The organism is Cupriavidus sp. GW822-FHT02D05 (genome assembly GCF_058802485.1).
On sequence record NZ_JBXAOE010000003.1, the window covers coordinates 301,235 to 321,592 of the forward strand.

The 20,358-nt window shown below is 60.5% G+C and carries 19 protein-coding genes and 1 pseudogene; 9 read left to right on the forward strand and 11 right to left on the reverse strand.

Translation table 11 applies throughout. The annotated features are described in order from the left end of the window. Positions 1–14 precede the first annotated feature (14 nt). Entirely contained in the window at positions 15–1,499 is a 1,485-nt protein-coding gene (locus AC1RQK_RS06215) for a hypothetical protein (RefSeq protein ID WP_492808063.1), read from the forward strand. A gap of 89 nt (positions 1,500–1,588) precedes the next feature. On the opposite strand, the gene AC1RQK_RS06220 is transcribed toward AC1RQK_RS06215, so the two are convergent. Then, positions 1,589–2,032 (reverse strand): hypothetical protein, encoded by a 444-nt coding sequence (locus tag AC1RQK_RS06220; RefSeq protein ID WP_492808064.1) that lies wholly within the window; start codon positions 2,030–2,032, stop codon positions 1,589–1,591. Between the two features lie 345 nt (positions 2,033–2,377). On the opposite strand from AC1RQK_RS06220, the gene AC1RQK_RS06225 reads away from it, so the two are divergent. Together AC1RQK_RS06225 and AC1RQK_RS06230 are read left to right on the forward strand one after the other, a co-directional pair. Continuing rightward, positions 2,378–2,578 (forward strand): type II toxin -antitoxin system TacA 1-like antitoxin, encoded by a 201-nt coding sequence (locus tag AC1RQK_RS06225; RefSeq protein WP_492808065.1) that lies wholly within the window; start codon positions 2,378–2,380, stop codon positions 2,576–2,578. A 49-nt stretch (positions 2,579–2,627) separates the two neighbouring features. After that, complete coding sequence (locus AC1RQK_RS06230) at positions 2,628–2,924, forward strand: hypothetical protein (protein WP_492808066.1); 297 nt, start codon at positions 2,628–2,630, stop codon at positions 2,922–2,924. Positions 2,925–3,062: 138 nt separating this feature from the next. Here AC1RQK_RS06230 and AC1RQK_RS06235 read toward each other — a convergent pair whose 3' ends face one another. The 8 genes and pseudogenes from AC1RQK_RS06235 to AC1RQK_RS06270 all read right to left on the reverse strand — a co-directional run bounded on the left by AC1RQK_RS06235 (position 3,063) and on the right by AC1RQK_RS06270 (position 12,707). Then, positions 3,063–3,632 carry a hypothetical protein gene (locus AC1RQK_RS06235; RefSeq protein WP_492808068.1) on the reverse strand — a complete coding sequence of 190 codons (570 nt, stop codon included), beginning with the start codon at positions 3,630–3,632 and terminating at the stop codon, positions 3,063–3,065. Between the two features lie 272 nt (positions 3,633–3,904). Further along, the gene (locus tag AC1RQK_RS06240) at positions 3,905–4,843 is read right to left on the reverse strand and encodes a hypothetical protein (protein ID WP_492808113.1); all 939 of its coding nucleotides are present in this window, start codon (positions 4,841–4,843) and stop codon (positions 3,905–3,907) included. 20 nt (positions 4,844–4,863) lie between these two features. Continuing rightward, on the reverse strand, positions 4,864–5,547 hold the full coding sequence (locus tag AC1RQK_RS06245; protein ID WP_492808114.1) for a hypothetical protein: 684 nt from the start codon (positions 5,545–5,547) through the stop codon (positions 4,864–4,866). A gap of 331 nt (positions 5,548–5,878) precedes the next feature. After that, positions 5,879–6,337: pseudogene (locus AC1RQK_RS06250) on the reverse strand (relaxase/mobilization nuclease domain-containing protein); the annotation flags it as partial. Next, positions 6,303–6,689, reverse strand: a complete 387-nt coding sequence (locus AC1RQK_RS06255) for a plasmid mobilization protein (RefSeq protein WP_492808069.1) — start codon at positions 6,687–6,689, stop codon at positions 6,303–6,305. The pseudogene AC1RQK_RS06250 and the gene AC1RQK_RS06255, both read right to left, overlap by 35 nt. 1,139 nt (positions 6,690–7,828) lie before the next feature. Further along, entirely contained in the window at positions 7,829–10,216 is a 2,388-nt protein-coding gene (locus tag AC1RQK_RS06260; protein WP_492808070.1) for a S8 family peptidase, read from the reverse strand. 264 nt (positions 10,217–10,480) lie between these two features. Continuing rightward, positions 10,481–11,476: an AAA family ATPase gene (locus AC1RQK_RS06265; RefSeq protein WP_492808071.1), complete on the reverse strand. Its 996-nt coding sequence runs from the start codon at positions 11,474–11,476 to the stop codon at positions 10,481–10,483. 130 nt (positions 11,477–11,606) lie between these two features. Beyond that, the gene (locus AC1RQK_RS06270; RefSeq protein ID WP_492808072.1) at positions 11,607–12,707 is read right to left on the reverse strand and encodes a site-specific integrase; all 1,101 of its coding nucleotides are present in this window, start codon (positions 12,705–12,707) and stop codon (positions 11,607–11,609) included. Positions 12,708–13,075: 368 nt separating this feature from the next. On the opposite strand from AC1RQK_RS06270, the gene pilB reads away from it, so the two are divergent. The 6 genes from pilB (at position 13,076) to AC1RQK_RS06300 (ending at position 18,955) form a co-directional block, all read left to right on the forward strand. Next, the gene (gene pilB, locus AC1RQK_RS06275) at positions 13,076–14,830 is read left to right on the forward strand and encodes a type IV-A pilus assembly ATPase PilB (protein WP_492376806.1); all 1,755 of its coding nucleotides are present in this window, start codon (positions 13,076–13,078) and stop codon (positions 14,828–14,830) included. A 30-nt stretch (positions 14,831–14,860) separates the two neighbouring features. After that, positions 14,861–16,132, forward strand: coding sequence for a type II secretion system F family protein (locus tag AC1RQK_RS06280; protein WP_492808074.1), 1,272 nt, complete (start codon positions 14,861–14,863; stop codon positions 16,130–16,132). Positions 16,133–16,135: 3 nt separating this feature from the next. After that, positions 16,136–17,053 (forward strand): prepilin peptidase, encoded by a 918-nt coding sequence (locus tag AC1RQK_RS06285; protein WP_492376804.1) that lies wholly within the window; start codon positions 16,136–16,138, stop codon positions 17,051–17,053. Positions 17,054–17,120: 67 nt separating this feature from the next. Then, the gene (gene coaE, locus AC1RQK_RS06290; protein WP_492376803.1) at positions 17,121–17,747 is read left to right on the forward strand and encodes a dephospho-CoA kinase; all 627 of its coding nucleotides are present in this window, start codon (positions 17,121–17,123) and stop codon (positions 17,745–17,747) included. Between the two features lie 259 nt (positions 17,748–18,006). Next, positions 18,007–18,765, forward strand: a complete 759-nt coding sequence (gene zapD, locus AC1RQK_RS06295) for a cell division protein ZapD (protein WP_492374434.1) — start codon at positions 18,007–18,009, stop codon at positions 18,763–18,765. A 4-nt stretch (positions 18,766–18,769) separates the two neighbouring features. Further along, positions 18,770–18,955 carry a DNA gyrase inhibitor YacG gene (locus tag AC1RQK_RS06300; protein ID WP_043349767.1) on the forward strand — a complete coding sequence of 62 codons (186 nt, stop codon included), beginning with the start codon at positions 18,770–18,772 and terminating at the stop codon, positions 18,953–18,955. Between the two features lie 51 nt (positions 18,956–19,006). Here AC1RQK_RS06300 and AC1RQK_RS06305 read toward each other — a convergent pair whose 3' ends face one another. After that, positions 19,007–19,447, reverse strand: a complete 441-nt coding sequence (locus AC1RQK_RS06305; protein ID WP_492808076.1) for an NUDIX domain-containing protein — start codon at positions 19,445–19,447, stop codon at positions 19,007–19,009. Next, positions 19,444–20,346, reverse strand: a complete 903-nt coding sequence (locus AC1RQK_RS06310) for an ATP-binding protein (protein WP_492374436.1) — start codon at positions 20,344–20,346, stop codon at positions 19,444–19,446. Before AC1RQK_RS06310 ends, AC1RQK_RS06305 begins: the two co-directional genes overlap by 4 nt. Positions 20,347–20,358: the final 12 nt, after the last annotated feature.

Genomic DNA, 20,358 nt, shown 5'->3' on the forward strand with positions numbered 1-20,358 from the left:
ATATGCGCAAGCACATGAAACAAGAACGGCGAAAACTTCTCGGGCGGCGGCAACGAAGTGGTGGCTGGCTGTTGCTGGAGACTTCCCTTGCGCTCCTCCTAGGGACTGGCATGGCTGCCTCTGTCGTCGCCTACACGATGGACAAGAAAGGCGACGACGTCGCGCGCGCGCAAGGTCTTGCCTTCGTGACGATCCAAGGAGCCGTCAACCAGTACTTGACGACTTATTACAGCCAGTTGGTTCAGCCCGGGGGAGGTAGCGTTCCTGGCGTCGCAGCGCCCCTGAGCCCTACGCTCGCTGAATTGCGAGCAATCGGCGCTCTCAAAGATCCGGTGATTGCGACGGCCTACAACGGCGGAACCTATCGCGTGGCGATCACGACCTTTCCGGCCGGATGCGCGGCACCCAACTGCAATCTGGATGGGCTGGTGTGGAATGACCGTCCACTGCTAGACTGGTTTAACAATATCGACTATCCGCGCCTTGGGGTGGCCGTTCGCGCCATCGGGTCGGACGGCGCGAAGTCGAACAGCGCCGCACCGGCGCAGTTGCTCGGGATGCAGGGCAAGTGGAGCACAGCCAACCCGCAGGGCAACCAACCAGGCATTCTGGCAGCCCGCACGGGTTACAACTCAGCATCATTCTCGCAGTTCTATCGGCGTGACGGCTCGTTGGCGATGACCAACGACGTGGCGGCCGGCGGCTACAGCATCAACAATGCGAACGCGGTAAATGCACAGAAGGTGAATCTGCCGTCCGGTAATAGCCTGCAGATTGGTAACGCGTTCGTCTATGGCGATGCCATGCAGGCTGCTATCCGATCGCCCAACGGCAGGGTCTACATGCAGGACTCCTCGGGCAACATGGGGACGATGATTTCCGGCGACGTGCAGACGAATACATTGACCAGTAGCAGTGTCAATGCCACGAATGTTAGCGCTACGAACCTCAACGCGAACAGCCTCAGTGCCACCAACGCCCAGATCTGGGGTGACCACCAGGTCTATGGCAACACCTACGCCTATAACAACATGTATGCCTATGGCGCCATCCGCCCGGCTATGGCCGGTGCGGCGGTGGAGGGCTGGGGTTGCTGGGAAGGGCAAGGCGCCATCAAGTCGGACAGCGACGGAAAGCTCCTTTCTTGCCAATACGGCGTATGGCGCCCGTCCTCTTCTGGACAGCCAATGATGGGCGGACCGGTGTCGTCCGGTGGCGCCGATTCGTCCATCGGCGTCTCCCTACCTTCCCGCAGGGCGGTGATTATCACGGCAGTGGGCGGGCAGGCAGGCGGCTCCGTGACGGCGCAGATTTACGTCGATGGCAACCCCTGCCCGACGATGGCGGATACATCCGTCGTTTCGGGCGGGAATTGGTCTCTCAGTTCGGTGGGGTACTGCCAAATCACGCTCGACGCCGGCTGGCACGTCTTCAGCACAGCAAACAGCCGCTACTCTGGCTACGGTTACACATCGGCGATCCAGTACATGGCCATGTAGCGCCATCCACACTGGCCATACTCAGTACGAGCGATCTCAAAAAACCAAAGGGCCAGAAATGGCCCTGTCTCTCATCTCCCGTTCTGAGCCTAAGGCGCCGCCCGGTACCAGTCGCGGTGGCGCATAACTTCCGGGTCGTCGCGCACGTCCCACTTGATGGAGCCGCGCTGCTTGGCCTCATCTACCTTCCTGTCATAACGACGCGACAAGGCTTCGTACACGTACTCCTTTACGTCCTCGACAGGCAATTGCTTCAGCTTGGCCACCTCCACGAGGAGCAGATCGATGACTTCGCGCGACGCGCCTCCCATCGCGATCACATCATTTCTGCTGTTCATGATGGCATCGAGATTCGCGCGAAGCTTAGCTGTCGCATCCTGATTTGCTCGCAACGCCACGGCAATCGCTCCCATGGCGCTCTCGGTTGAACTCGCCTGTGCGATCGGTGCCCTGCGAGTAGAAGCAGGCGCGCGGTGCGCGCGCATGATCGCCAGATCTTCCTGCAGGCCCAGTGCATCCTCGGCATTCATCATGGTGTGGCTCCACTGTATTTTTTGGCGCTCTACCGCTAGACGCGGCCTATCAATTTAATTTTACTCAAAACTGCATTTTACTCAAGAACTCAAATGAGTAAAAATTAAACAACTCCCTCCACGCTTTGAGGATGTCATAGCGCTCCCCGGCCGTCAGGATGCCAGGGAAGGGCGCGGCGTTCCGCATCCCCACCAGGCCAGCGCATCATCGAGCGGACTAGCCGGCAAGTCCCGCCACTACTGGCGGCCTGGCGAGTCCGAGTCGTGCTCGGCTCTCGCGCCGCGGCGCATCCCGTGGACCGAACAACGTTATCATCCTTGGCATTGCGCCCATAGGACGAAAAGATGGCGACAGAGCCCCCAGCGGAGCGTAGGAGACGATCCGCAATCGCAGATTCGACACCCACACAGACAGCGAACTGCGGCCAAATCCGCTTCCTGGTCAATGACGACGCTTGGCAAGCGTTTGCGGCTGCACTTGACGATGCGCCTCGCATCAATGCGAGGCTGCTCAAACTCTTCAATCTGAAAAGCGTGTTTGAGTAAGGCGGTAGGCGACGGTCCGAGTAAAACACTTAGTCCGAGCGGCGGAAAAATGGGAAATCTTGCAAGAAACATCCGTCTGCTCAAGCTTCAACTTGAGGCTGGCACTAGCGTCCCGTTCTTCCCTTGGGGCGATACCCTTGTCCTTTACATTGACGAAGCGCCCTACGAACTCCGCGTCCCTCTACGACGCTGGCTGGATCTCCAACCGGATCTTATGAATGATCCGGAAGTGTTGTGGGGGCCGAGGGGCGTTGCCATTACTGAGGCGCGCTGGATCCAATTCATGGACTGGGTCAATACCGTGGTGACTCGTGAATTGGATGCTGCGGAGCATTGCGGAGGCTGACGGCCAACCAACCTGCGCAAAGCGCAGCCGCATCATGCAGAACATGATGCCAGGGCGGGAACTCACCATCCAACGCATCCAACAGGGACTACACCCCCTGGAATTACCGCAAGACACGGCTCACCAAACTAATTCTACTCAAAACCGTATTTTACTCAAAAACTCAAATAGCTTTTCTGCAACGCGCCGGTGGAATGCAAGACTGCGCTCCTCAGCCTGAGGAGGAGCAATGCCGGTGGCAGCGTTGACGGCCAACCAGCCTGCGCGCAACGCCATCGCGTCGTGCAGGGCATGGTGCCATGGGTGTCCCTGCTGCCCGTGGTAGGTGGCCACAGCCTGCTGAAACGCGGCATTGCTGGCCAGCTCTCGCAGATCGCGTCGACCGGCTAGGTTCGGCGGGCGCTCTCCATCCAACACGTCCAGCAGCAACTCCCAGTCGGTGAAACTGTCGGCGGCCACAGTTACGCTGTCTGGCAGGCTGGCGAACCAGGCGCAAAGCCGCGCGGAGAGGGCGGCCCGAGCCACGCTGGCGCCCTCGATCTGGCCTAGCACACTCCACACGGCAGCCCGGACGAACTGGTTGCACTTTTCCCGATCAAAGTCTTGCACCTCTGCGTAGAACTGCGTGCCATCCTCGGCCACCAGGCCGAGGCTGATGAGCTCGCAGTCAATGAAGTCCGTAAATTCCGTATCGAGGAAAACCAGCATCGCTATCCCCTTCAAGGAGTTGGCTCGTCGAGGCCGTTCGGGCCTTGCCTGCCATACCAGCTGTCTGTGGCCCAGCTCTTCCAATCCCAGGCATAGGCAATCTCGTATTCGCCATCGAAACGCGGGACCTGCGAGCCCACTAGAGCTGTCGAGAATTGGCACGCCACGGCTCCGACACATCGGAAAGCCGGACAAAGAACGGCCGGCCGTTGTGTTCGTGTATAGGCACGGCGGCGCTCAACCCGTCCCTGAGCATAGCGGCTCCTTCAATGTCATCTGTCAAATCTCGGCCCATCATCGGTCTGCTGCTTGACCTCGCGCTGCCGCTCCCGATTGGCCGCTTGCGCCGCCTGTACCTGCCTGGCGTTGATGCTGGCTAAGTCCTTACCATTCTCCGGCGCTGGCTTCCATTCCCATACCTCGCGCCCGGTGATCTCCCGCACCCGCTGCGCCTGCTTGCCGTGATCGGCATCGGTCTTGGCCTGCGTCGCCGCGTCCTTCTCATTCTCGCCGCATACCGTCACCCGCTCGGCGCGCTTCAGGACAGCTTGCACCTCGGCCCGCTCAAGGAATCCGCGTACGTTTGAGCCACCGGACACGATGACGGTCGGCGGCTGCTGACCGCCGCGCTTCGCAATGTCATGCAGGGCCAGTGCATCCGCGCCGCCCTCGACAATCCAGACCTTAGCTGGATCTCCCGGCATGATCGGCGGGAATCGCTTGTCGCTGCCTCGAAAGTCGCGCTTTTGCACCGAATCAGCAGGCGCAGTCGCCCGCTTGGTTACGTTCTGCGCCACGCCTGCGCTGTCATAGCCCACGAACAGCACGCCGCCGGTCGTATAGCGCACCATGCCCGCCTTCTCAGCGTACTCGATGGTGTCAGGGCTGATGCCACGGCCTTGCAGGTACTGGCGACCGTATTGCTTGTCGGCCAGCCTGTGACCGGGCAGCTTCGGTGGCTCGCGCTTCGGCTCTGTCTGGCGCGGTTTTGCTCTGACAGCCGCCGCACCCGATAGCCGATAAACGGCTTCGGCAAAGCCGGTGCCCGGCTCGATCTCTTGCACCAGCGCAATATTGTCACCGATGCCGTTGCCGTACTTGTCGCACGTCACATAGTGGCCATCATCCTTGCGGGTGACGCGGTACGCCTCGTCCCCGTTGGCCCTGACGGACAGGTGGCGCCCCTCGCGCCTCACGGTGAAGCCGGTCATCTCCAGGTAGGCGGTCGGGTCTATTTCGCGGGCCGATTGACGATCTGCTGCATCAACTCGCGCTCCTCGGGCGTGGCTTTGCCCCACATCGCCTGGAACGCTTCTAGGTCCTTCTGCTCGGCGCGTCGCGGCACCAGCCTGTCTAAAGCGACTTGCCCAGCCCCCACGGCTCCAGCTGCTACCATCCCGACCAGAATCGGCCCAAGTGCCTGCCACCACCACTTTGGGCGCGTCTCGTTCGCCGCTTTGGTCAGCGTCTCGGCTGCGCGACTCATGCTCTTGGTCGCGGCCGCCAGCTCGCCCGGCAACTTGCTGACCTGCTGCGCGGTCTGCTCCATGCTGTTCAGGCTGCATTTCAGCCCGGACAGGCTGCGCGACAGGTCGGCTATCGTCGCGTCCAGCTTCCCCGCTTTCTGCTCGAACGTCTGCGCCGCGTTGCTGCTCATCTCCTGCGTGAGGGTGTCCAGCGTCTTGCGCTGGATCGCTGATACCTGGTCGTAGGCTTCCAGCACCCGCGTCACCTCCTGCCGCAGCTTGGCCAGCGGTTGCAAGGCTTCTGCCGTCTCGCTCGCTACCGAGTCCGGTAGGCGCATCAAGTCCTCGTGCATCAGGCTCACGGCCTGCTGCAACGTCCTGACGCTCTCTACGATCTGCAATTGCGGTGCGGAATCGTTCAAGGCCCGCACCATCTCTAGTTTGCTCATAGGTCACCCCCCGTTTCTGTAGGGCGCTCCACTTGTAAGCGTCGCCCAAGTCCTGCCCCTTGAAAGGGATGCCCTTGATCTCGAAGGAAAAACCGTTCATACGCCCGGTACTGGCAAGGTTCGCCCGGACGCCCACGCCTGCGGCCTCAAGCCGCTGCGCAAACTCCAAGGCGCTCGGATTGTCCTTCGCCGCTTCATCCACCAGACGTTGCAGCCGTTGGCGCGGCGGCTCGTCGCCAGTCCTGACGGCCATATTAATCTCGCGGTCTGTCAGCTTCTTCCGCTCGGCGCGGGCGTCGCCCAGCCCCGGCGTCAAGGTCAAGCCGTGCTCATGTTCAAGCTCCTGCGTCACCTTGATTGCGCGGCGGGCTTCCCACTGGCCTAGCCACACCTTGCCGTCCAGCCCTACCCGGCTGCCGACAATGTGAATGTGATCGTGGTCGGTATCTTGGTGGCGCACGGCGACATAAGGCGTCATCGCCGCGTCAAAGCCCATGCGCTGCATGAAGTCGTCTGCGATCTCGCCCCACTTCTCGGCGCTCAGGCGCTCACCGGCAGGCAGGGCCAGCGAGCAATGCCATACCGGCTTTCCGATGTCCGGGCGCAACTGACGCACGGCAGAGAACTCCCGCGCCAGCTCTTGTGGGTCATGGCCGCTCATATTCCCGCCCACGCGCTCGGCGTTTTTGTCATAGCTGGCCTTCGGCCCAACGTCAAAAACGTAGTTCAGCGCACCGCGAAAGCCCCCGCCACGGCTAATCTTGGCCTTCATCTTCTTCGTCCTCGGCATTGAACTTGACGCTTAACAAGTCACGACGGAACGCACCAAGAGCGGCGCGCACCTCGTCAAAACCAAGCGACCCGCCTTCGTTCAGGTGCCGGGCGAGTTGATTCAGATTGGCAGCTGAGCGTGCCAGCCCCGCCCATGCTTCCCGGTTGATTACCGGGATAGTGGGTGGCAACCGATGCAGGGCGCCGGCGCGTAGGTACTCGCCGCGCTGCATCCGTACTGAATCACGCAGCGAATCCAGCCGCGCAAGCTCGGCATCGTTGAGGCGCACCGAAACGGTGTGCCCGCGCCTGTTGGCGGAGTCAAGCGGCGCAGGCCCACGGCGGCGGCGCTTGGAGTCGTCAGTGGTCATGCAGTGCCCTTGCGGCAAGTGAAGCGAAGCGAAACGCGCAGCGGCAAGCGCGGCGCAGACGCGGAGGCAACCCCCTGAGCGAAGCGAACAGGGGCGGAGGCCGGAGGCCGTAGGGGGAAAGCAAGCGAAGCGCAGGTTACACCTTGCTCCACAATATAATCGGCGCGCCGCGCTATTCCGAGTCAGTTAAACGGACCCCGATAGATAACATCGGCGCGCCGCGCAATTATTACAGTAATACATCGGAGACGTCTTTTGCAACCATCTCACGCAGCTTACTCGCTTTGCTCATAACCTCATCCGCCCCGTTGGGCCGGGTATTCCACCGGGGGAGAGCAATCTGAGCAGGGCCTGGCAAATCTGAAGCCCAGTTGGATTCCCCATCTCCCCGCTTGCCGATTTTCAATTGCAGCAGTGTTGCGTGGAGTTTCTATGTAAATAAATTCATTGAATTGCAAATCAATTCAATTCTTTGCGAATATAAGCAAACATTTGCAACCTGCCGAGCGCTGGCAGCGTCGCTGACGAAGGTCAAGCGGAGAGTCGCAGGGCCGCAGAGGGCGGCCGCCAAGGCCGTTGCCGGCCTTGATAGCGAAACTGTCCTTGGCTCGCCTACGGTTTGGGGGCTACAAGAGGATCTCGGAATGGAAGGCAAGACACGGCGCCCATCGCCCGTTCCGCCGAACGCAGGTATGGCATTGCGCCGATAGTTGCAACTCACCACGCGAAGGACGCCGATGTGAGACTTCCTGAGCAGACGGATTGGTCCATGAGAGAGGAGAACGAAGCAGCCTTCCGCGAACAGCAAGGGAAGCAACTGAATAGTCCTGGCCGCAAGGTAGAGAAGGCACGCACGCCTCCTCGGATGCGCCAGGTTTAGAAGGTCGACGACCTTCTATCGCGACCTTTCGACCTACACTCCAACTCCCTATCTCTCGAAGGTCCGCTTCAGAGGTACATCCCAAGGGATTCCGGGCGAGAAATTGCGGGATCGGTATGCGCCCACTTCCGTCATCTTTGGAGGGTCCTCGAGAAGGACCCCGCGGAGGTGCGGAAGCGAGATAGATGCCAGCCTTAGCCCTGAGGGCAAGCATTCGCCACTAGCACCAGCACGACGATACAGTGAGGCCACAATACAGCTAGCCAACGCGTACCTCGACCTCCCCTTGCTGAACCGGCGGCACTATGGCTTCCACTGCTACGGCTATCCGCTCATATAGAGGGAGATCTCCGTCGACAGCCTCAAATGTTATCACTAAGGCATATTTCGCGTAGGCATCAGGATCACGGTCCCACCCGGGGTGACCAACAACCGCCACACAGAAGTCGATTGGCAATTGGTGTGACTTAAGCACTGCCCAGTCTTTTTGGACTGTTCCTGTATTCCGTCGCACTCCCTCAATCTGCCCCCAGTCGTCCTTCTCGCGAATCATCCAAGGTATGACACCCTCATTGTCGACATCGCCCATATCACCCGCTCTCAGTACACGGTTTTTGAACGAATTCACAGATTCGCCGATCTTGCTACTAGTCCAATCCACCCATGTGGAAAGATACTGTCGAGGGTTCCGCCTTGTCCGTCGGGGTTTAGCGACGTACGAAAGCGTAATATCAATTCGCACATTGAACTCTTCCCCTGGGGCTCTGAGTTCCGGCGGTACGGGAACTTGGAAAATCTGCGCTTCCTTTGCCTTCACGTGCAAGGCGCCATCAGTTATTAGCGTCACACGGTAAGGTGTATTCGAAGTAGCCCGCTCCATATCGGGAATGCCAAAGCCGAGCCGCCTCAATACGCCAAGCTTGTTTGGCTCGCGATCCGCCCAGGAAGGCCATTTTGCAGAATTGACAATGAGAGCTCGATAGAGAAGAGATGGCTGCAATGGAAACTGACCCTGTAAAGCCGCAGCGATGGCCGTGACTTTCGGTGCAGCAAATGAAGTGCCATATTCATCACTTGCGTGCAGCGGACCTCCATGTAAGGTTGACCTAAGCAGCGGCGTACACGTCTCGTCCATGGAGCGGACGAGAAGCGCTCCGTCGTATACCACGTCCCCACCATACTCCACTACTTCTGGCTTTATAGAATTCCAGACGCCAGGACCTGCAGTGGTAAATGCCGATGCCTGATTCGCACCACCAAGAGAGCGCCAATCTCCATCATGATAATCGACAAGACCAACGGATCCAACCGTTAGCGCCTGCAGGCTTTCAGAGGGAGTCGGAATACGAGATGAAGGACTGAGTAAGTAATCGGGATAGTTCCGACCAGCCTGCAAATGATCGATAATACCAAGTCTAAACGGCACTGCACTCGACCAATTTGGTAAATTTCCGGCACTCTGGACAAATTGAATATCATGTTCCCAGCTGAGCCAATCGATTGCAGCGCCCCAAGCAGACATTTGTCGGAGTCGACATGGCCGATATGCGGCAATGGAATGATTGTATAGCTTTGTCGGCTGATCCCCGGTTGCGAGCCGCCCCACGATGTCGCGCAAATACAGCGGAGGATAGAGCGAACTAAGCAACGAATTGTTTGCATCTAGGACACGCGCATTTTCGATCCAGCATGGAGCCTTATGGGTACCTTCCGTCGGGATTGTGCGAGGATAAAGCACCGCGCCCGCGACGCGCGTTCCGTGGCCTCCCGATGCGACGTAATCACCAGTTTCCGTGTGCTCGACATTCGGCACGTAGCACATCGAGCTTTCTTGTCGAATTGCGGGTTCGAGGTAGGGATGTGCCTCCTGTATTCCGCTGTCAATAATGCATACCGAGGGCGCATCGTTGTCTGGCGGCAGTATTTCCACAGCGAATCGACCCGCTTCAATTTCCCGGGCATTCGCTATTTCATTACTGATTATATCGGGCTCAGCGACCTCAAACAAATATGGATAATTTAGGACTAAATCACGTAACCCAAGGCCAGAAATCCTAATTCTCACTGAAAAGCTATCGGGAAGCGCTGCAATGCCTTGCTCTCCGTCGTGCAGTATGCTGAGCACTTCCCCCTGATAGCCTTGCACAAACCTCACGAACTGGAACTCGCGTTCCGACATCAAATCGTCCCATTCAGCTTGAATTTGCTGAAACCGCACGTGCCATACCTCTAGCCTGGCCTGGAAGGCCTCATCTGATTCATTTCGACGTTGCTCAGGTGTACTAGGAACGGATGTGGCACCTAGACACTCGATGCCCACATCCACTGTATAGAGTACCCCATCCTCGATGGCATCCCATTTCTCGCGAAGCGACTCGCTTAAAATTCGATCGACACGAAGCTGACTGCTCTCGGGCCCGGACAGGTCATATATTTTTGCGGCAGTGGCGCCACCCCTTCTAGACGTAGCAAATTTCTCGACGGTACCCAAGAACGTCGCCATATCGATTTCATCGCTGGCAACGATGACTGCCCCATCGTCGTACTCAGAAACGATCTCCAGATTGAAGAATTGCCGGAGGAATTCGAGATCAGTATCTGGTTCTACGTGAACAAGAAAGGGAATGCCTACCGGAATTGGGGGCATCTGTGCACGCTCTCTCTGCTCGCGCGCTTGATTATAGGATGCGACAGAATTAGCCACCCATCGACGGAGCTGGCCAGAATGCTGCGCTGGGTTCTCCCTGTTCAGTCTTTCTCTTTCACCACCGCTTCCGCCACCCCGCAAGCGAGCTCGATCCCGAACGACAAGTGGCAACGAAAGGTGAGGAAATGCATTTTGACCAGCGACTCTTGGGGCCATCTTAAATTATTTAATTTTGTTAGGGCCTTTGGCTTCTAAGAAGCTCGATTAGGACTGGGTACGCTTGTAAATTTCTGTTATTGCAAACTGTAGATCTTCCTGCTGTACTGATTTTCTCCCAGACAGCACAGTGCTTTTGGCAGCATCTTGGGCGACCTTTACAACATCCGCCGCGGACATTCCGGTCAACTCCTTGACCAGAGGTGACCAATTAATGTCTCTAGAAACAGAGATGGCCGAAAGCGTCGACTTCAGCAATTGCTCGGTCTCAGTTGGCCCCGGCGGTAGCACCTCAAATACATCATCAAATCTACGGAATAGCGCTCTGTCTAACTGCTTATCCAAGTTTGTTGCTGCCACTAACAAGCCAGGCGCATCGAAATCCTCTAGCAGTTGCAAGAGAGTATTAACTAAACGCGGCACCTCACCCACATCATTCGAATTTGTTCGTGATTTTGCAATGAAATCGCATTCATCCAAAAATAGTACGCACGGCTTATCCTTGGCAGACTCAAAGACCGCACGTAAATTAACCGCCGACTCGCCGAAATACGAGGATATCAGAGCATCAAATCTAACCTTGACTAATGGAAGACCCGTGGCCCAAGCTAGACGCTCGGCCCCCAATGATTTTCCGCATCCGGGATGTCCATATAGAAGTATTTTCTTCTTATGTCGCAATCCAAACGAGGCCAATCGCTCTCTTGCGGCGTATTCTTTCTCTATCCGAGAAAATCTTGCCTCGACTTGATGTGGCAGCACCATGAAGTGGCGAAGCGATGCGCGCTCCATCCTCACAACCAGAGGGTCTTGGTAACGACGGCTCATTGGCAACTGCTGGAGCACACGCTCACTATCAGTACGCGGCTCCGTCGCGGGAGCCAAGGGCTTTCTATTTTTTAGAATATCCCCGAGTTGACCAGCAAGGATACTGTGGCCCTTGCTGTTTTCTTCGTCTATGATCTTCTTTGCTAGCAAAGTCAGATCTCGATCCGATCCCGAGGCAATCGCTTTGAACAATCGTTTTGTAAGATCTGCTTTCATTTCATCTCTTCATAATATGCGCCGCTTGAGCAGAGCAGATATAGCTGCCCAGCGAACGGAATACCTTGCGTCCCATCAGAGGCGCGCCAGCTCAGTCTGCCTCTGGCTGGCGACGTCGTGCCGCCCTAAGCTAGTCAAGTTTCTTGGCAAGGTCTTCCGCACGGGGATGATAGTAGCGCTTTAGCATGCGCAAGTCCCTGTGGCCGGTGACGGCAGAAAGCTCCAGCACGTTTGACAGCTTCTCAGCTAGCCGCGATGCCGCTTCGTGACGCGTGTCGTGAAAGTGCATGTCGTTCAGAAAGCCGGCTGCAGGCTTTCTCTGAGCCTGCTGGCAATCGGCGACATACGCTGCCCTGGCCCGCTCCAGAGCCCGGGTAAAGCCCTTTCGCAACGCCATCGCGGTGATCGGGAATACTGGACCGGCATCGGGGACCGCCGAGTCATCGTCAGATCTGGGCGGGAACAAAGACTCCAAAATTGCAACCGCCCGCGTCGAGAGGGGCACTGTGCGGGAATCTCCGTTTTTGGTGTCCGGCAAGTGCGCTGTACGCCTCTCTAAATCGACATGCTCCCAGCTCAGTGCCAATAACTCGCCTCTGCGCATGGCCGTTTCAAGCGCCAACTTGACCACAGGAGCAAGCCACTTGTTGCGCGCCCCCTTCCCAAAGGTGCCATCTGCGCATCGTTCGCCTTCGTCCAGCGCCTCGAACAGGTAGCGCTCCTCAATTTCCGATAGGCGACGTTCCCGTGCTCGTGCCTTGTCCGGGCGGCGAATGTGGGGAATCGGGTTCTCCAGATGAATGCCCCACTCCTTGCGCGCATGGTTCAGCACTGCGGAAAGCACATCGATTTCCCGATTAACAGTTGAGCCAGAGACCTCCTTCAATCGCCGATCGCGCCAAGCTGCGACAGCTGCGCTCGTGATGGCAGACATCTTCAGGCTCGGCAACACGGCATCCTTCAGGATCACGTTAATCTTGATCGCCTCGATCTCAGCCGACTTCTTGCCTGGCGTAATCTCCTGCTGGTAGCGCTTGAGAACCTCACTGAGCGTATTCTTTTCCGCTTGACGGCGATCTATAAATCCTGAGGTCTCCAGCTCTCGCTCCAGCGATCGCACCCACTTCTCCGCGTCCTCCTTGTACATGAAGGTGCGCGACTGCTGCGGAAAGCCGTGGCGACGAACCTTGGCCTGCCACTGCAACTCCCCGCGCTTTGTGATCGTACCCATGCTTCTGATTGTCCCAAATTTGTCCCAGCAAATGCTACAGACGGCAGCTAGGCCAGTCAAATCATAGATATCTCAGTGCGTTCGGGACGTAGAGGCCGGAGGTTCGAATCCTCTCACCCCGACCAGTTTCACGGTCCCCGAGACCGTACAAGAAAGGCCGCACAGCAATGTGCGGCCTTTTTTCATTGGTGCGCCCGGCTCGCCAATCCTGATTCCCGTCCCTTCCCCATCCCCCCGCGCAAGTAGGGTTGCGCCCGTGTCGTGCAAACGGCAACACCCTGTCCGGTGCGCCTTTACAAAAAGTGACCCCGGCGGCAAACTGCCCCGATTCGGGGTCCTAGGCCGCTTGCGGCCAATCGTTTTTTGCCATGACACTTGGTCTAGCTCTTGCACAGAGCCGGCGTATCGCGCCGGCCCTGCTCGCCCAGCTTGAACAGTCGGCACGAGAAAAAAAGTCGCAGCTGATCGACGAGATCATCGCCAGCGGCACCATGACTGCACATGATGTGGCGATCTTCGCGGCTGATAAGTATCAGCTGCCGCTGATCGATCTGAATCAGTACAACCTCAACAAGGTGCCGCCGGCGCTGGCGGGCAATCGCGAGTTCCACGCGCACCGCCTGCTGCCACTGGGCCGGCGCGAGAACCGCCTGGTGCTGGCGTTGTCCGACCCGGGCAACCAGGCCGGGCTGGACGCCATCAAGCAGAAATACAACCTGCCGGTGGAACCCGTCGTGGTCGAGCACGACAAGCTGATGCAATACGTGCGCTCGGCTGCCGACGACAGCGGCGGCACGATCAAGTCGATCGGCCCGGGCCATGTCGAGCGCAAGATGATCGACTATGACCCGGTGGCGTCCGCTGGAGCGCTGCGCAACAAGACCGCGGCCGACATCGACGACGCGCCCGTGGTTCGCTTCCTGCACAAGCTGCTGACCGAAGCCTTCCATCGCGGCGCCTCCGATCTTCACTTCGAGCCGTTCGAGACCTTCTATCGCATCCGCTTCCGGGTGGATGGCGTGCTGCAGGAAGTGGCACGGCCGCCGGTGGACATCCGCGACAAGATCTCCACCCGGATCAAGGTGCTGTCGCGCCTGGACATCTCGGAAAAGCGCGTGCCGCAAGACGGCCGCATGAAGCTGCTGATCGCGCTGCCCAAGGAAAAGGGCGGCGACAAGGACGGCAAGGACAGCAAGGAGCCCAAGGAAACCGTGGAGAAGGCGATCGACTTCCGCGTCTCCACGCTGCCGACGCTGTTCGGCGAGAAGATCGTGATCCGGATCCTGGAGTCGTCGTCCGACAAGCTCGACATCGACCAGCTCGGCTACGAGCCGGCGCAAAAGGCGCTGCTGCTGGACGTGATCAAGCGCCCCTATGGCATGGTGCTGGTGACCGGCCCCACCGGCAGCGGCAAGACGGTGTCGCTGTACACCTTCCTGAACCGGCTTAACCAGGGCGACATCAATATCTCGACCGCCGAGGATCCGGCGGAAATCCAATTGCCCGGCATCAACCAGGTCAACGTCAACGAAAAGGCCGGCCTGACCTTCTCCGCCGCGCTGCGCTCCTTCCTGCGCCAGGATCCCGACATCATCATGGTCGGCGAAATCCGCGACCTGGAAACCGCCGACATCTCGATCAAGGCGGCACAGACTGGCCACCTGGTGTTCTCGACGCTGCATACCAACGACGCGCCGACCACGCTCACGCGACTGATGAACATGGGTGTCGCGCCCTTCAATATCGCGTCGAGCGTGCTGATGATCACCGCGCAGCGGCTTGCGCGGCGGCTGTGCACCTGCAAGCGCCCCGGAGAGCTGGCGCGCGAGGTGCTGGCCGACGCCGGCTTCCAGGACGAGGACCTCGACGGCAGCTGGCAGCCTTACCACCCGGTCGGGTGCGAGCGCTGCAACGGCAGCGGCTACAAGGGCCGCTGCGGCATCTACCAGGTGATGCCGATCACCGAGCCGATGCAGCAGATCATCCTCGCGCATGGCACGGCACTGGAGATCGCCGAACAAGCGCGTAAAGATGGCGTGCTATCGTTGCGCGAAGCTGGCCTGGCCAAGGTGAAGCAGGGTCTCACCTCGCTCGAAGAAGTGCTGGCCACAACAAATATGTAAAACAACAAAAGATGTCATTAGGGGTCAATCATGGCGACACGCGCACCAGCCGCAGCCGCAGCCGCTCGCAAGGCGGCCGCGCCCAAGGGGAAACCAGGGCGTAAAGCGCCCACGCAGTACCTGTTCGAGTGGGAAGGCAAGGACCGCAAGGGCAAGGCGTTCTCGGGAGAGCTGCGCGCGCAGAGCCAGGCCGAGGTCAATGCCACGCTGCGAAAGCAGGGGCTGACGGTCGTCAAGCTGAAAAAGCGGCGGGCCGCGCGCGGGAAGAAGATTACCCAGAAGGACATCGCATACTTCACGCGCCAGCTCTCCACCATGCTCAAGGCGGGCATCCCGCTGCTGCAATCGATCGACATCATTGCGCGCGGGCATGCCAACCCCAACTTCACCCAGTTGCTGTCCGAGATCCGCTTTGACATCGAATCCGGCAGCAGCATGGCGCAGGCCTTCCGCCGCCATCCGCGCTACTTCGACACGCTCTACTGCAACCTGATCGATGCCGGCGAGCAGGGCGGTATCCTGGATGCCCTGCTGGAGCGCTTGTCGCTCTATATGGAAAAGACCATCGCGCTGAAGAGCCAGATCAAGTCGGCCATGATCTACCCGATCGCCGTGCTGACCGTGGCCTTCGCGGTGACGGTCATCCTGATGATCTTCGTGATCCCGGCGTTCAAGGGCGTGTTCTCCAGCTTCGGCGCCAACCTGCCGGCGCCGACCCTGGTCGTGATCGCCATGTCGGACTTCTTCGTCGACAATTGGTACCTGATCATCGGCGCGCCGATCATCGGCATCACGATGTATATACGCGGGCTAAAACGCTCGGAGAAGGTCCAGCGCGCCAGCGACCGCCTGCTGCTCAAGCTGCCGATCTTCGGCTCGCTGTTCCGCAAGGCGGTGATCGCCCGCTGGACCCGCACGCTTGCCACCATGTTCGCCGCCGGCACGCCGCTGGTAGAGTCGATGGAATCGGTCGCCGGCGCCGCCGGCAACTGGGTCTACTACGACGCCACCAAGGAAATCGAGCAATCGGTGCGCATCGGTACCAGCCTCACCAACGCCATGCAAGCCACCCATGTCTTCGACAGCATGGTGCTGCAGATGACGCAGATCGGCGAGGAGTCCGGCGCGCTGGACAATATGCTGCTGAAGGTGGCGGAGTTCTACGAGCGCGAGGTCGATGACGCTGTGGCCGCCATCTCCAGCCTGATCGAGCCGCTGATCATCGTGATCCTGGGCGTGCTGATTGGCGGCATGGTAGTGGCAATGTATCTTCCGATCTTCAAACTGGGACAGGTGGTGTAAGGCATGTGGCTGTTTTCCGCGGATGGCGCCAGTGGCGCGATTTCTTCACTGGCTGCCCCCGCGCAGACCATTGCAGAGCTGGCGGCGCTGCCGCCCTGGTTCCTGGTCGCCGCCGCCGCGCTGATCGGCTTGCTGGTCGGCAGCTTCCTCAACGTGGTGGTGCACCGCCTGCCGCGCATGATGGAGCATGACGAAGCCAATTACATCGCGTCGCTGCGCGACGACCCGATCCCCCACCCCGAGCCCTACAACCTGATGGTGCCGCGCTCGGCGTGCCCGCACTGCGGACACGCCATCGGCGCGCTAGAGAACATCCCGGTACTGAGCTACCTGTTCCTGCGCGGGCGCTGCTCATCGTGCGCCGCGCCCATCGGTGCGCGCTATCCGCTGGTGGAAGCGGGCACCGCGCTGCTCACCGCGCTGGCCGCCGCGCACTTTGGCCCGACCTGGCAGGCTCTCGCGGCCATCGCCCTGATCTGGGCCCTGATCGCCCTCACCCTGATCGACGCCGACACGCAGCTACTGCCCGACCAGATCACGCTGCCGCTGGTATGGCTGGGCCTGCTGCTCAATCTCGGCGGGCTGTTCGCGCCGCTGGCGGATGCCGTGATCGGCGCGGCCGCCGGCTACCTGCTGCTGTGGACGGTGTACTGGATCTTCAAGCTGGTGCGGGGCAAGGAAGGCATGGGCTATGGCGACTTCAAGCTGATGGGCGCGCTGGGCGCCTGGTTCGGCTGGCAGGCCCTGCCGGCGCTGGTGCTGCTCTCCTCCGTGGTGGGGCTGGTTTTCGCGCTTGCCAATATCGCGCTGCGCCGTCAGGATCGCGATACGCACTTCGCCTTCGGCCCTTATATCGCCGGAGCCGGGCTGCTTGTGCTGTTCTTTGGGCCCAATGTGCTGCCGCTGGGCATTGCGGGCTGAACGGGCGCCGGCCGCCGGCCGCCCTAAGGCTGCCTTTATCACACCCACAGCAAGCTTCGAGACCTACATGCTGCAAATCGGACTGACCGGAGGCATCGGTTCTGGCAAGACCCGCGTGGCGGACCTGTTCGCCGCGCGCGGTGCCGCTCTGATCGACACCGACCTGCTCGCGCACGAGATCACCGCGCCGGGCGGGCTGGCCATCCCTGCCCTGCTGGAAGCCTTTGGCCCCGCCTGCCTGCGCGCCGACGGCGCCATGGACCGCAATGCCATGCGCGAGCTGGTGTTCTCGGACCCCGCGGCCAAGGCCCGGCTGGAGGGCATCACCCACCCCCTGATCCGCCAGTTGACCGAGGCGCGCGCCGCCGCGATCCGCGCCTCCGGACTGCATCCCTACCTGATCTACGTGGTCCCGCTGCTGGTCGAGTCGGGCTCATGGCGCGCGCGGGTGGACCGGGTGCTGGTGGTGGATTGCAGCGAGGCCACGCAGGTTGCGCGGGTCATGGCACGCAACGGCTTTTCCCAGGGCCAGGTCGAGGCCATCATGGCCAGGCAGGCCAGGCGCAGCGAACGCCTGGCCGCCGCCGATGACGTGGTCGACAACGAGGGTCCGCCGCAAGCCCTGCCCGCCCAGGTGGATCGCCTGGACCAGTTGTACCGCACCCTGGCTGGCGCCTGGGCAGCCACGGGCTGAATGACTGGCCGCATCCGGCACCATCTTTGTGCAGTGCTGCATGCGGCACCCTAAGTCGGCTGTTTCATTGTCCTGTTTGGCGGTCTCGCATAGAATGCGCTGGAATCACGCGGGAAATGGCCGCATACTGCCAATATTGCGGGCCCAGGCCGATTCAAATCGCGCAGGCCCGGATACACCGGAAGCCTCGCCGCTCCGGCAATGCCGCCCGGGTCAGATTGCCCACCCGCCAACCCGCCCTGTTGCACGGATACACCCATTGATTCTGTACGAATATCCTTTTAACGAACGCATCAGGACTCTCCTGCGCCTGGAAGACCTGTTCGATCGGCTGGATTATTTTCTCGGTCAGGATCACGCCCTGCAGCATCACGTGGCGTTGACGACGCTGTTCGAGATTATCGACGTCGCCGGCCGCGCAGACCTGAAGACCGACCTGCTCAAGGAACTGGAACGCCAGCGCCAGGCGCTTGCCGCGCTGCGCGCCAATCCGCAGATCGACCAGGGCGCGCTGGATGGCGTCATCAGCGAGATCGAGCAGGCGATGACCCAGCTCAACCAGACGGTTGGCAAGGCCGGCCAGTTGCTGACCGATAACGAGTGGCTGACCAGCATCCGCAGCCGCGCCATCATCCCTGGCGGCACCTGCGAGTTCGACCTGCCGGCGTATTACGCCTGGCAGCACCGTCCGGCCGAAGAACGCCGCTCGGACATCCTCAAGTGGGCGCGCCCGCTGGTGGCGCTGCGCTTAGGCACCAACACCGTGTTGCGCCTGCTGCGCGAGTCCGGCCAGAGCGGCAAGGTCATCGCCACCGGCGGCAGCTACCAGCAGATGCTGTCCGGTCGCAGCTACCAGCTGATGCAGGTGCTGCTGGATGAATCGCTGCTGGCCTTCATCCCCGAGATGAGCGCCAACAAGTACATGCTGTGGGTCCGTTTCACGCAGCAGGATGGCGACTTGCGTCCCCGTTCGGTCGACGCCGACATCCCCTTCCTGCTCAAGCTCTGCAATTTCTGAAGCAATGACAACCGTAGTCAAATGCCCCACCTGCGGCACGGACGTGGCCTGGGTACCCGAGAGTAAATTCCGTCCCTTCTGCTCGAACCGCTGCAAGCAGATCGACCTGGGCGCGTGGGCGTCCGAGAAATACGTGATTGGCGGCAAACCCGGCGAGGAGCCCTCGCCGGACGAGCAAGACGAGGACTAAGCACCGCGCCACCGTTGCGGCCTCGACGGCCCTGACGACGGCCCCGACGGTTCAGGCGGTGCCGCTCTCGGCAGCCAGCCAGTCCACCACGGGGATCGTAGCGGGCAGCAAGGGGCCCACGTCCACCGGCGCCGATTGCCACGAGAAGGCCTGGCCCTCGCGGCCGACCAGTTCGCCCGTCCACACAGTGACCTTGCAGAAATGCAGGCGCACATAGGCATGCGGGTAATCATGCTCCAGCACGTGCCAGCGCACGCTGGCGCCGACCTCGATGCCGAGCTCCTCATGCAGCTCGCGCGCCAGTGCGTCTTCGACTGATTCGCCCGGTTCCAGCTTGCCGCCCGGGAACTCCCAGTAGCCTTCATAGGGCTTGCCCGCCGGCCGCTGGGCCAGCAGGAAGCGCCCGTCGGGCTGCACCAGCACGCCAACGGCAACCTCGGTCACCTTGCGCGCCGGCGCCGCTGCATCGGTCACCTGCGATGCCTCGCTCATGCCTTGCCGTCCTGCGCCGAGGCCATATAAGGCTTGCCATGCTTGCCGCCCCAGTCGCGGGCGAACTGCCAGGCCACCCGGCCCGAGCGCGAGCCGCGTTCCAGCGCCCACACCAGCGCATCGCCACGTGCAGCGGAGATGTCTTCGGCACTGCAGCCAAAGTGCCCGAGCCAGTGGCCGACGATGGCCAGGTACTCGTCCTGCTTGGGCGGGTAGAACGACAGCCACAGCCCGAAGCGCTCGGACAGCGAGATCTTTTCCTCCACCACTTCGCCGGGATGGATCTCGCCATCGTCGGTGTGCCGGTAGGTCTCGTTGTCCTTCATGTACTCGGGCAGCAGATGGCGGCGGTTGGAGGTGGCGTAGATCAGCACATTGTCCGACTGCGCGGCCACCGAGCCGTCCAGCGCCGACTTCAGCGACTTGTAGCCCGACTCGCCCTCTTCGAATGACAGGTCGTCGCAAAAGATGGCAAAACGCTCGGGACGCCCCGACAACTGCTCGACGATATCGCCGAGGTCGCCCAGGTCATCCTTGTCCACTTCCACCAGGCGCAGGCCATCCTTGACGAAGGCATTGAGGCAGGCCTTGATCAGCGAGGACTTGCCGGTGCCGCGCGCGCCCGTCAGCAACACGTTGTTGGCCGGCAGGCGCTGCACGAACTGGCGCGTATTGGCCACGATGGCATCCTTCTGCCGCTCGATGTTCTTCAGGTCGTCGAGATGGATCGGCGGCAGCTGGCGGATCGCCTGCAGGTAGCCGATGTTGCCGAACAGGCTCTGCCGCTTGCGCCAGCGGAAGGCGACGGCCTGCTCCCAGTCAGCGTCGGTCAGCTGAGGCGGCAGCCATTGTTCAAGGCGGGCGAGGAAACTATCGAGGCGGGCAGCAAGGTCTGACATGGCGGCTTGGTG